Origin of the sequence: Pseudomonas lundensis (assembly GCF_015377145.2) — a bacterium.
GTDB lineage: Bacteria > Pseudomonadota > Gammaproteobacteria > Pseudomonadales > Pseudomonadaceae > Aquipseudomonas > Aquipseudomonas lundensis.
The window spans coordinates 2,355,061-2,366,680 of the sequence record NZ_CP062158.2; the positions used below are offsets into that span (position 1 = coordinate 2,355,061).

10 protein-coding genes are annotated in these 11,620 nt (G+C 60.5%); all 10 read left to right on the top strand.

Annotated features, from left to right (window positions below):
- Positions 1-9 precede the first annotated feature (9 nt).
- The 10 genes from tssE to icmH all read left to right on the top strand — a co-directional run bounded on the left by tssE (position 10) and on the right by icmH (position 11,614).
- Positions 10-417, top strand: a complete 408-nt coding sequence (gene tssE / locus IF654_RS11170; RefSeq protein ID WP_047277003.1) for a type VI secretion system baseplate subunit TssE — start codon at positions 10-12, stop codon at positions 415-417.
- Positions 418-536: 119 nt separating this feature from the next.
- On the top strand, positions 537-2,324 hold the full coding sequence (gene tssF, locus IF654_RS11175; protein WP_047274745.1) for a type VI secretion system baseplate subunit TssF: 1,788 nt from the start codon (positions 537-539) through the stop codon (positions 2,322-2,324).
- The gene (gene tssG, locus IF654_RS11180; RefSeq protein ID WP_047274744.1) at positions 2,288-3,295 is read left to right on the top strand and encodes a type VI secretion system baseplate subunit TssG; all 1,008 of its coding nucleotides are present in this window, start codon (positions 2,288-2,290) and stop codon (positions 3,293-3,295) included. Before tssF ends, tssG begins: the two co-directional genes overlap by 37 nt.
- Before the next feature lie 13 nt (positions 3,296-3,308).
- Positions 3,309-5,921, top strand: coding sequence for a type VI secretion system ATPase TssH (tssH, locus tag IF654_RS11185; protein WP_194862472.1), 2,613 nt, complete (start codon positions 3,309-3,311; stop codon positions 5,919-5,921).
- A 10-nt stretch (positions 5,922-5,931) separates the two neighbouring features.
- Positions 5,932-7,446 carry a sigma-54 interaction domain-containing protein gene (locus tag IF654_RS11190; protein ID WP_194862914.1) on the top strand — a complete coding sequence of 505 codons (1,515 nt, stop codon included), beginning with the start codon at positions 5,932-5,934 and terminating at the stop codon, positions 7,444-7,446.
- 92 nt (positions 7,447-7,538) lie between these two features.
- On the top strand, positions 7,539-7,679 hold the full coding sequence (locus tag IF654_RS11195; RefSeq protein ID WP_047274741.1) for a hypothetical protein: 141 nt from the start codon (positions 7,539-7,541) through the stop codon (positions 7,677-7,679).
- A gap of 17 nt (positions 7,680-7,696) precedes the next feature.
- A complete protein-coding gene (gene tagH / locus IF654_RS11200) occupies positions 7,697-8,893 on the top strand; it encodes a type VI secretion system-associated FHA domain protein TagH (protein WP_047280241.1) in 1,197 nt (398 codons plus the stop codon).
- A gap of 5 nt (positions 8,894-8,898) precedes the next feature.
- Complete coding sequence (tssJ, locus tag IF654_RS11205; protein WP_047280242.1) at positions 8,899-9,399, top strand: type VI secretion system lipoprotein TssJ; 501 nt, start codon at positions 8,899-8,901, stop codon at positions 9,397-9,399.
- A 2-nt stretch (positions 9,400-9,401) separates the two neighbouring features.
- The gene (gene tssK / locus IF654_RS11210) at positions 9,402-10,733 is read left to right on the top strand and encodes a type VI secretion system baseplate subunit TssK (protein WP_047274738.1); all 1,332 of its coding nucleotides are present in this window, start codon (positions 9,402-9,404) and stop codon (positions 10,731-10,733) included.
- A gap of 5 nt (positions 10,734-10,738) precedes the next feature.
- A complete protein-coding gene (gene icmH / locus IF654_RS11215) occupies positions 10,739-11,614 on the top strand; it encodes a type IVB secretion system protein IcmH/DotU (protein WP_047280243.1) in 876 nt (291 codons plus the stop codon).
- Positions 11,615-11,620 lie beyond the last annotated feature (6 nt).

An 11,620-nucleotide genomic window follows, 5' to 3' on the forward strand; every position in this document is an offset into this window, starting at 1 on the left:
GAGCGACGCATGACGGGATACGGCAGCCTTTTCGAACGCCTGAACGGCGATGCGGATAAACGCATCGGCTGGAGCCGGGAAGTTTCGGCCATGGCGTCAGTGGCTGCCCATCTCGGCAAGATGCTCAGCACCCGGGCGGGCAGCGTGCAAACGTTGTCCGATTACGGGTTGCCCGATCTCAATGACATGCGCTTGAGCCTGCATGACGCGTTGAGTCAGGCCCGCGAGGCGATCGAAGGTTTCATTGAAGCCTACGAGCCGCGCTTGAGCCGTGTGTGTGTCGTTTCCTTGCCCCGTGATCACGATCAACTGCGCCTGACCTTCAGTATCGAAGGGCTACTGGAAGTTGAAGGCATCAAGCGGCACGTGGCTTTTTCCGCCTGCCTGGACGGCAGCGGCCAAGTCAAGGTGACCTGACGCTACATCACGCGGGTCTAGCGACCGCAAGCAAGCAGTTCCTTTCTCGCCGTACAGGGCACTCTGACGCGGCGGGCAAGGCAGATTTTTCATGAGTTTTAATGCCAGGAAGGTATTTCGTGTCCTTTAACCACTACTACCAAAGCGAGCTCACCGCACTTCGCCAGTTAGGTCGACGATTCGCCGAGCGCAGCCCGGCATTGGCACCTTTTCTGGGGCAAGCCGGGCGTGATCCAGATGTGGAGCGGTTGCTGGAGGGGTTTGCCTTTCTGACCGGCCGTTTGCGCCAAAAGCTGGATGACGAGTTGCCCGAACTGAGCCACTCGTTGATGCAGCTGCTGTGGCCCAATTACATGCGCCCGTTGCCAGCCTTCAGTATTTTGCAGTTTGACCCGCTCACCGTGCCGGGCCCCGGCCTCAAGGTGAAGCGCGATACGCCGGTTGAAAGCGAGCCGATTGATGAGGTGCAGTGCCGTTTTCGCACCTGCTACCCGACCGACGTAATGGCACTCGATCTGAAGGCTTTGAATTATTCGGTCAAGGGCGACGGATCGCTGCTTAGCCTGCGTCTGGAAATGAGCGCCGACGGGCATCTGGGGGAGCTGGAACTGAGCCGTTTGCGTTTGCACTTTGCCGGCGAGCGTTACATCAGCCAGATGTTGTACCTGAGCGTGCTGCGCAATCTGGAAAGCATCGAGCTGGTCCCGCTGGACGCCTCGGGCAATCCGCTGGAAGGGGCGGGCGGGCGCACGATGGCATTCAAGATGCCCGGCGACCGGGTGAAACCGGTAGGTTTTGCCGAAGAGGAAGCCCTGATTCCGTACCCGCTTAATACGTTTCGCGGTTATCGCTATTTGCAGGAATATTTCGCGTTTCAGGACAAATTTCTGTTTGTCGATGTCAACGGCCTGGACATCCTCAAATCCCTGCCGCAAGACACCCTCAAGCAAATGCGCGGTCTGGAGCTGCGCTTTGAGATCCGCAAGAGTGGCATTCAGCGGTTACGCCCGACGCTGGAAAACGTGAAGCTCCATTGCACACCGATTGTGAACCTGTTCAAGCACGACGCGTCGCCGATCCGTCTTGATGGCAAGCAGGACGAGTACCTGCTGCTGCCCGCCAGGTACGAGCAGGCGCACTGCGGCGTGTTTTCAGTCGAAAGCGTCATCGGCTGGAAGCCCGGAGGCCTGGGTTATCAGGACTACGTGCCGTTCGAGTCGTTCGAGCACGACCCCAGCTTTGACGTGCCCACGGCCCGTTCTCATTACAGTCTTCGTCAGCGCTCCTCGCTGTTGCACGAGGGCCTCGACACCTACCTGAGCTTCAGCCTGCGTGACATCGAGGCCCACGAAACCCTGTCGATCGAGCTGACCTGCACCAATCAGAACCTGCCGCGCAGGCTCAAACTCGGGGACATCTGTCGCTCCTGTGAAAAAACCCCGGAGTTCCTGACCTTTCGCAACATTACCCCGGCGACCTCCAGTTATGCGCCGCCGATCAACCGTGACTTTCTGTGGAAGCTGATCAGCAACATGTCGCTGAACTACCTGTCGCTGGCCGATGTGAATGCCTTGAAGGTCATCCTCGAAACCTACGACCTGCCGCGCTACTACGACCAACACGCAGAGAAAGTCAGCCAGCGGCTGCTGGGCGGGCTCAAGTCGATCCGCCACGAACACGTTGACCGCTTGCACCGCGGCCTGCCCGTGCGCGGGCTACGCACCGAACTGACCGTCGACACCCAGGGGTATATCGGTGAAGGCGACCTGTTCGTGTTTGCGTCGGTGCTCAATGAGTTTTTCGCCCTTTACGCCAGCCTTAACTCGTACCACGAGTTGCGCGTAAAGAGCACACAGGGAGAGGTGTACCAATGGACACCACGTATGGGCCTACAGCCACTTCTTTGAATGGGCTGAGCCAGGTGATACGCGAGTACTCGCTGTTTCAGGCGGTATTGCTGGTGATAGAGCGGTTGCGTGACGCGCACCCGCTGCTGAGTGAAGACGACCTGTACGACCACGTGGAGTTTCAGGCCAACCCGAGCCTGGGCTTCCCGGGCAGCGATGTGGACCGCGTGGAGTTTTTTAATGAGCACGGGCAACTGCGGGCACGTTTGCGCTTCAACCTGATCGGGTTGGTCGGGGCCAGTTCGCCCTTGCCGGCGTTCTATGGCGAGCAGGCGCTGGGTGACGGTGAAGACGGCAATCCGACGCGTCACTTTCTGGATGTGTTCCACCACCGCCTGCAACGGTTGATGTTGCCCATCTGGAAAAAATACCGTTATCGCGCGAGTTTCCAGAGCGGTGCGCTGGACCCGTTTTCAGCGCAACTGTTTGCGTTGATCGGTCTGGGGGGCGAAGACATTCGTCAGGCCAAAGAGCTGAACTGGAAGCGCTTGTTGCCGTATCTGGGGTTGCTCAGCTTACGGGCGCACTCGGCGGCCCTGATTGAAGCGGTGTTGCGTTACTACTTCAAGCACGCCGAGCTGACCATCGAGCAGTGCATTGAACGGCGGGTCGAGATTCTTGAGGAACAGCGAAATCGCCTCGGCCGGGCTAACAGCCTGCTGGGGGAAGACCTGGTGCTGGGGGAGCGGGTGCGGGACCGCAGCGGCAAGTTCCGCATTTATATCCGTCAACTGAACTGGGAACGCTTTCACGAGTTTTTGCCGATTGGTTTTGGCTATCAGCCGCTGTGTGCACTGGTGCGTTTTACCTTGCGCGACCCGCTGGACTACGACATCCGGCTGGTGTTGCGTCAGGAAGAAATCCGCGAACTGCGCATTGGCGAACAGAACGCCTGCCGATTGGGCTGGACCAGTTGGCTGGGCCGCGAGCGGGCTGATGGTGTGGTGACGCTGGGCAGCAAAATTCATTAAGGACTGATGACTTATGATCAATGTAGACCTGCAACAACTGATTCAGGCGTTGGACGCCGAGACCCGGCGCGACCTCGAAGGCTCGGCTGAGCGCTGCGTGGCCCGTGGCGGTCATAAAGTGCTGGTTGAAGACTTGCTGCTGGGCCTGCTCGAACGCCCGCAAGGCTTACTGACCCGCGCGCTGCAAGACGCCGACGTGGAGCCCGGCGAGCTGAGCGCGGCACTGCAACCGCGGGCTGAGCACAACGCTTCGCGCAATCCGGTGTTTGCCCCGGAACTGGTGCAATGGCTACAAGACGCGCTGTTGGTGGCCAACCTTGAGTTGGGTCAAAGCCAGGTTGAGCAGGCGGCATTGATTCTTGCGCTACTACGCAATCCGATGCGTTACGCCGGCAGCCATTATTTACCTTTGCTCAGCCAGTTGAACATCGAACGCCTCAAAGGGTTTGCGCTGTCGCATACCCCGCCGGCTGACGCCGCCAAGCCCACGGTGCAGGGCGAGTCGCTGCTGGCGCGCTTCACTCACAACTTGACCCAGCAGGCCCGCGACGGCCAGCTGGATCCCGTGTTGTGCCGCGATGACGCGATTCGCCAGATGATCGACATTCTGGCCCGTCGCCGTAAAAACAACCCGATCGTGGTGGGCGAAGCAGGCGTGGGCAAAACCGCGATTGTGGAGGGGCTGGCGTCGCGCATCGCCGCCGGAGAAGTGCCGCAGGCGCTCAAAGGCGTCGAGTTGATGGTTCTGGACATGGGGTTGTTGCAAGCCGGGGCCAGCGTCAAGGGTGAGTTCGAGCGCCGCCTCAAAGGGGTGATTGATGAGGTCAAAGCATCGCCCCGGCCGATCATCCTGTTCATTGACGAGGCCCACACCCTGATCGGCGCCGGGGGCACGGCGGGCAGTTCGGATGCCGCCAACTTGCTCAAGCCTGCATTGGCTCGCGGAGAGCTGCGTACCATCGCGGCCACCACTTGGTCCGAATACAAGAAGTACTTTGAAAAAGACCCGGCGCTGGCCCGGCGTTTCCAGCCTGTTCAGTTACACGAGCCCACGGTCAGCGAAGCCGTGACCATTCTGCGTGGCCTGGCGCACGTCTATGAAAAAAGCCACGGCATCTACCTGCGTGATGACGCGGTCGTGGCAGCCGCCGAACTGTCGGCCCGTTACCTGGCCGGGCGTCAGCTTCCAGACAAAGCCGTGGATGTGTTGGACACCGCGTGTGCGCGGGTGCGCATCAGCCTGGCGGCGGCCCCGCAGCGTCTGGAACAACTGCGCGGCGAGCTGGCGCAAGGCGAGCGGCAACGCCGGGCCTTGCGTCGCGATGCCGAAGCCGGCCTGATGATCGATCTTGACGCCTTGACGTTGCTGGAAACCCGTTTGACCGCCGCCGAGCGCGAACGCGAAGCGCTTGAAACATCATGGACTGAACAAAAGGCCCTGGCCGAAACGGTGCTCGAACAACGCAAGCAGTTGGCCACGGCGCGAACGATGGCGGCCGCTGCGCCGGACAGTGCCATGGACGAAGACCCGCAAGCGGGCATCGAAACGCTCGAAGCGGCCCTGGGTGAAACTCACCGCGCATTGGCCCAGGCCCAAGCGACTGAGCGTCTGGTCAGTTTTGAGGTGTGCCCGCGGCTGGTGGCAGAGGTCATCAGTGCCTGGACGGGCGTTCCTCTGGCGCAATTGGCGCGGGAGCACAATGCCAAGGTCGCACGCTTTGCCACCGACTTACGCACCCGTATTCGTGGTCAGGAGCAGGCCGTGCATGCCCTCGACCGCTCCATGCGTGCCACTGCTGCGGGCCTGAACAAACCGGACGCACCGGTGGGCGTGTTTTTGCTGGTGGGGCCGAGTGGTGTCGGCAAGACCGAAACCGCTCTGGCACTGGCCGATCTGCTGTATGGCGGCGAGCGCTTTATGACCACCATCAACATGTCTGAATTCCAGGAGAAGCACACCGTTTCGCGACTGATCGGCGCACCGCCCGGCTATGTCGGGTATGGCGAGGGCGGCATGCTCACCGAAGCCGTGCGGCAAAAGCCGTACTCGGTGGTGCTGCTCGATGAAGTCGAAAAAGCTGACCCGGACGTGCTGAACCTGTTCTATCAAATCTTCGACAAAGGCGTGGCCAATGACGGGGAAGGGCGCGAAATCGATTTTCGCAACACCCTGATCCTGATGACGTCCAACTTGGGCAGCGAGCGCATTTCGCAACTCTGCGAACACGGCGCACGTCCAACGGCCGAGGTGCTGGAAGCGACCATCCGCCCGGTACTCAGCCAACACTTCAAACCGGCACTGCTGGCCCGTATGCGCGTCGTGCCTTACTACCCGGTCGGCGGCCCGGTTCTGCGCGAGCTGATTGAAATCAAGCTGGGCCGATTGGGCGAGCGCCTGGCGCGTCGTCAGTTGGCGTTCAGCTTCTGCCAGGCCCTGGTAGACGAGTTGGCCGAGCGCTGCACCCAGAGTGACAGTGGCGCGCGCCTGATCGACCACTTGCTGGAGCAACATGTGTTGCCGCTGGTGGCCGACCGTTTGCTGGACGCCATGGCGCAGGGAGAGAGTCTGCAGCGGGTGCACGCCACGCTTGACGCCCATGCCGGTGTCATCTGTGAGTTCGCTTGAGGTGGGCGTGATGTTTACCCATGTCGATCAGCCATTGGTGTATGCGCAGACCTTGCTCACCCACTTCATGCACCTGGCCCAGGCCCCGGACCACGAGGCATTGGTCGGCGGTTTTGTGCAGGGTGTGGCCGGGCTCAGTGGCTGCGAGCTGGTGCAACTCTACGTACTGGACGCCACCCACACCCGTTTGGGCCTGAGCGCGCAATACCTGAACGGGCATGCGCACACCCGGGAGGAGCAGAGTGTTCCGGCCGACTACAACGGCGAACAGTTGTTGCAGTTTGCGTTATGCCAAAACCGCGTGGTGTGCCTAAGCGATCTGAATACCCGGTTGCATGAGCTGAGTTTTCTGCCTACCGGGGTGGTGTGGAACGCGCTGCTGTGCGTGCCGCTGCTCAATCAGAAACAGGCTGTGGAAGGAGTATTGCTGTGCGCCAGTCAACGCCAGCAAGACCTGAACGGTTTTGCCGAATCGTTGGCCCAGCTCGGTTCGTTCGTACTCGGGCAATTGCATGTGCAGCACGCCTTGCGGCTCTCGTCGGGTGACGTGCCCGCGCCCTTGGTGAGTGAGCCAAGGGTCAGCGGTTACGGGCTGATCGGTGAAAGCCCGGTCATGCGTGAGACCTACTCATTGATCAGCAAAGTGCTGCACAGCCCATACACGGTCTTGCTGTTGGGTGAAACCGGCAGCGGAAAAGAAGTGGTGGCGCGGGCCATACACGATTACGGCCCACGCCGCTCGAAGCCGTTTATTGTGCAGAACTGTGCAGCCTTCCCGGAAAACCTGCTCGAAAGTGAATTGTTTGGCTTTCGCAAAGGCGCCTTCACCGGGGCAGACTGCGACCGTCGCGGCCTGTTCGATGCCGCCAATGGTGGCACGTTGTTGCTCGATGAAATCGGTGACATGCCGCTTTCGTTGCAAGCCAAGTTGCTGCGGGTGTTGCAGGAAGGCGAGATCCGCCCGCTGGGCAGCAACGACACCCACACCATTGACGTGAGGATCATTGCAGCCACCCACCGTGACCTCGCGGTGCTGGTCAGTGAAGGCAAGTTCCGCGAGGACTTGTACTACCGGCTGGCGCAATTCCCGATTGAGTTGCCGCCCCTGCGGCTGCGTGAGGGCGACATCCTGGTGCTGGCCCGGCATTTCGCCAAAAAGGCCTGCGCCTTCCTGCGCCGCGACGTCCTGCACTGGTCGCAGGCAGCGCTGGACAATCTGGCGGCTTATCCCTTCCCGGGCAACGTGCGCGAACTCAAAGGGCTGGTCGAACGCGCGGTGCTGCTGTGCGAAGGCCGTGAGCTGATGCCCGAACATTTTGCCCGACGTGCCGACCTGGCCCTGGAAGGCAGCAGCTTGAGCCTGCGTGAGCGTCTGGAGCAAGTGGAGCGCAGTTGGGTGCTCGACTGCCTGCGCAAAAATGATGGCAACCAGACGCTGGCCGCACGGGAACTGGGATTGCCACGCCGCACGTTGCTGTATCGCATGGAGCGCCTGAATGTTCAGGTGGGTGAGCGTGATGGTTAGCGTGTTCCGTTACCACCCGTGATGCGTGTTTATGAATGGCCACTGTGCCTGCGCAGGCCATTGAATGTTGTTTACGTCTGGAGACACCCCTGATGCCTGTTCGTCACTGGCAAGCCGTGCTGTTGGCCCTCGTCGTTGTATGCGGCGTGAGCGGTTGCAACAGCAATTACAAATTCAACGACAACGTCTATCGCCCCTTGGGTGATCCGCAGGCGGTCAATCGCGGCAAGTGACCGCAAGGAGCAAGATCATGGAACTGGTTTTCGAAATGCTGAACACCAAGCAGTTCGTGCCTGCGCAGTTGTGCCAGAAAACATTCACCCGCGCGGGTGGCGTGATCGGCCGGGCAGCGGACTGTGACTGGGTGATCCCGGATGAAAAGCGGCATCTGTCCAATCACCATGCATTGATCACGTACCGCGACGGTGTGTTTTACCTCACCGACACCAGCACTAACGGCATGCAGGACCGTGAGACCGGCGCACGCCTGCCCAGGGGCGAACCCCTGCGCATTGAAAGCGGCTCGGGCTATGTGCTGGGCGACTTTGAGATTCGTGCGCGGTTGATCCGTGACCCGGCAGGTCCGGACATTGAATTCGGGCTGCCACAGCCCGCGGGCAGTGTGATTCCGGACGATGCCTTCTTTGATCTTGATCCGCTCAATGCCCTGACTCAGCTCGACCCGGATGAGGCCAGGATCAACGAACTGCTCAACCCGAAAACGGCCGAGGCGCCACCCCGTCAACGGGCTGATTACGCCCAAATCGATCAGGAACGGCTGATCGTGCCGCACTTGGTCAAAGCCCCTGAACCCGTTGAACCGGTTGCCCCCGCGCCTGCTGTTGAGGAACAAAGTGATGGCTTTTGGGCGCATTTCGGAGCAGCCCTGGGGGTTGATCTTGCGGGCATGGACCACGAGGCCCGCGAAGCCCTCGCACTGAATGCCGCGCGGTTGCTCAAACAAAGCGTCAGCGGGTTGCAGCAGAGTCTGCGCACCCGCAGCGAGTTGAAAAACGAATTGCGTCTGGCGCAAACCACGGTGCAAACCACGCAAAAAAACCCGTTGAAAGTGGCCATCGACCCGGGTGAAGCCCTTTCGATCCTGCTTCAGCCGGGGCGCCCGGGGCAGCTCACGGCCGAACAGGCGGTTGCCCGTGCCTTTCGTGATGTGCAAGCCCATCAGGTGGCGTTGCTGACCGCCAGCCGGGCGGCACTGCGGGGCACCCTGGAACACTTTTCGCCAGAGCGCATGACCCTGCGTTTCGAGCGGGACAACAAACCGTTGCTGGCCACTTCGGGCAGCCGCTGGAGAGCCTTCACCCGTTATCACCAGGCCTTGCAGCAAGACGATGACTGGAGCGAACGCCTGCTGGCCCGCGATTTCGCCCAAGCCTACGAAGAACAGGTGCGCCTGATCGGCTCCCTACACCACGACTACCAAGGATGAAGCGTATGTCTTGCAGCCCGACCCGTGTATTGAAAACGCTGTGTGTCGTTGCCGCGTGGGGACTGATGGCAGGGTGCTCGACCCTGTCGCCGTATTCGACCCTGACCAAGGTCAACCTCACGCTGCAAGCCAGCGACCAGTTGAACCCGGACCTCAATGGCCGCCCGTCGCCGGTGGTGGTGAGCCTGTTCGAGCTCAAGCACCCGGTGGCGTTCGAGAACGCAGACTTTTTCAGCCTGTATGAACACCCCAAAGAGGCGCTGAGCCCGGACATGGTGACCAGCGAGCAATTGGAGCTGCGTCCCGGTGAAACCCTGGAGCTCAAGCTCAGTGTGGAGGAGGGCAGCCGCTTCATCGGCGTGCTGGCCGCTTATCGCGACTTGCCCGATACGCAGTGGCGCTACACGGTGCAGGTCACGCCGCAGGAGATGACGGACGTTTCGCTGATTCTGGACAAGACCGGCATCCTCAATGCCCAAAAAATGCTCGCCAAGGCGGATGACTGATCATGAATGCACACAAAGTCATTTGGCAGGAAGGCATGCTGCTGCGCCCGCAGCACTTTCAACACAACGACCGCTATTACGATCACCAGATGAAAACCCGCACCCAGTTGCTGGGCAGTTACATCTGGGGCTTTCTGAGCCTGGAAATCGATTTGCAGTTCCTCAGCATGGGCAAAGTGGTCGTCAGCCAGGCGTCAGGAATCCTTCCCGACGGCAGCCTGTTCGAGCTGGGGGGCAACACCGATCCACTGGCCCTCGACGTGCCGCCCAACACCGGCAATACCCCGGTTTATCTGGCGTTGCCGCTGGTCACGGGGAACCACATCGAAGCGCGACGCCCGGAGCAGTCCGACGTCCTGGCGCGCTACACCGCGTACGAAGCCGAAGTCACTGACTCCAACGCGGGGGATGACTCGGCCAGTCAGGTCAGTTGTGCACGCCCGGACTTCCGCCTGCTGCTGGGCGAACAGCAGAGCGATCAGGCGTACGTCAAACTGAAGCTCTGCGATGTGCTCGACACCACCCCGGACGGCGTTATCAGCCTCAATCAGGACTTTGTGCCCACGTTTATTCAGGCTCATTCCTCCAGTTACCTGCTGTCGTGCCTCAAAGAAATCATCAGCATGCTCGGTCACCGCGGCGACACCATCGCTGAGCGCATACGCTCCAATGGCAAGGTGGGCGGGGCGGAGGTGGGTGATTTCATGATGTTGCAATTGATTAACCGCACCGAGCTGCTGTTGCGCCACTACCTGGGGCTTAAACAGGTTCACCCGGAAGAGTTGTACCGCACGCTGCTGACCATGCTGGGCGAGTTGGCGACCTTCTCCAGTGACACCAAACGTCCGCGGATGGAAACCGGTTATCAGCACAGTGACCAGGGCGGGAGCTTTCGCAGGCTGATGGACGCGATCCGCCAGGTGTTGTCGATGGTGCTTGAACAACACGCCATCGAGCTGATCCTGCAAGCGCGCCAGTACGGCATCCTGGTGTCGCCGCTGCACGACCACAAATTGCTGACCTCGGCCTCGTTTGTACTGGCGGCCAGCGCCCATTGCGACAACGAAGAGTTGCGCCATCGCTTGCCGGCGCACTTGAAAGTAGGCCCCGTGGAGCAGATCCGCCAATTGGTGAACCTGCACTTGCCCGGCATCAAGGTCAAACCGTTACCGGTGGCGCCTCGCCAGATTGCCTTTCACGCCAACAAAACCTATTTCATCCTCGAACTCAGTCCTGATGACGTGGCACAGCTGGAGCGTTCCGGAGGCTTTGCATTCCACGTTTCCGGAGAGTTCTCCGAGCTTGAACTGAAATTCTGGGCCATCAGGAATTGACCGACATGATCAAGGACATGGAACACAGCCAGGACGAGAAAACCGTCCTGCTTGACCGCAAGGGCAAAGGCCCGGTTGCGGGGCCGCTGACTGACTTTTCTTCGCCGCCGCGTTTTGAGCAACTGGAACAGCGCATGATTTACGCCGCGCGCATGCGCCCGGCGCAGACCTTCAGCATCAGCCTCAATTCGCTGGTGGCAGCGGCCTCTGAAGTATTGAGTGAAGTGGTGCGGCTCAAACACGCCAAAACCCGTGAGGACCTGACGCCATTGAACAGGCGCCTGACCAATGCCGTGCGGGAGTTTGAAGTGCGCGCCGCGCAAAACGGCGCAGAAAGCAGCGAGGTCATGACGGCCCGTTACGTGCTGTGCACGGTGGTTGACGAAGCGGTGGTCACCACCGTGTGGGGCAGCGAAAGCGAATGGTCGAAGATCAGCCTGTTGAGCAGTTTTCACAGCGAAACCTTTGGCGGCGAAAAAGTCTTCAGCTTGCTTGAGCAGCTGTCCAAAAACCCGGTCAGGCACTTGCCGATGCTGGAGTTGTTGTACCTCTGCCTGGCGCTGGGTTTTGAAGGTAAATACCGGGTGCAACCGCGCGGCATGCTGGAACTCGAAGGCATCCGTGATGCGCTGTATCGCCAGATCCGCCAATTGCGCGGCGACGTGCCTCGCGAACTGTCGCCGCAGTGGCAGGGCTTGAGCCAACAGCGCCGTCACCTGGTGCGCATCGTGCCCGCCTGGATGGTGGTGCTGTTTACCCTGGTGTGCCTGGGGGTGATGTATTCCGGGTTTGCCTGGGTGTTGGGCGAGCAACGCCAGACAGTTCTGCAACCTTACCAGCAGCTTGATCCGGCCCCGGTTCAGCCCAAGCCGCAGCCGTAAACAAGG

Coding starts and splice junctions, on each gene's coding strand:
- IF654_RS11195 (WP_047274741.1), top strand. CDS start 7,539: ATGCCTGTTCGTCACTGGCAAGCCGTGCTGTTGGCCCTCGTCGTTGTA.
- tssE (WP_047277003.1), top strand. CDS start 10: ATGACGGGATACGGCAGCCTTTTCGAACGCCTGAACGGCGATGCGGAT.
- IF654_RS11190 (WP_194862914.1), top strand. CDS start 5,932: ATGTTTACCCATGTCGATCAGCCATTGGTGTATGCGCAGACCTTGCTC.
- tssG (WP_047274744.1), top strand. CDS start 2,288: ATGGACACCACGTATGGGCCTACAGCCACTTCTTTGAATGGGCTGAGC.
- tssJ (WP_047280242.1), top strand. CDS start 8,899: ATGTCTTGCAGCCCGACCCGTGTATTGAAAACGCTGTGTGTCGTTGCC.
- tagH (WP_047280241.1), top strand. CDS start 7,697: ATGGAACTGGTTTTCGAAATGCTGAACACCAAGCAGTTCGTGCCTGCG.
- tssH (WP_194862472.1), top strand. CDS start 3,309: ATGATCAATGTAGACCTGCAACAACTGATTCAGGCGTTGGACGCCGAG.
- tssK (WP_047274738.1), top strand. CDS start 9,402: ATGAATGCACACAAAGTCATTTGGCAGGAAGGCATGCTGCTGCGCCCG.
- icmH (WP_047280243.1), top strand. CDS start 10,739: ATGATCAAGGACATGGAACACAGCCAGGACGAGAAAACCGTCCTGCTT.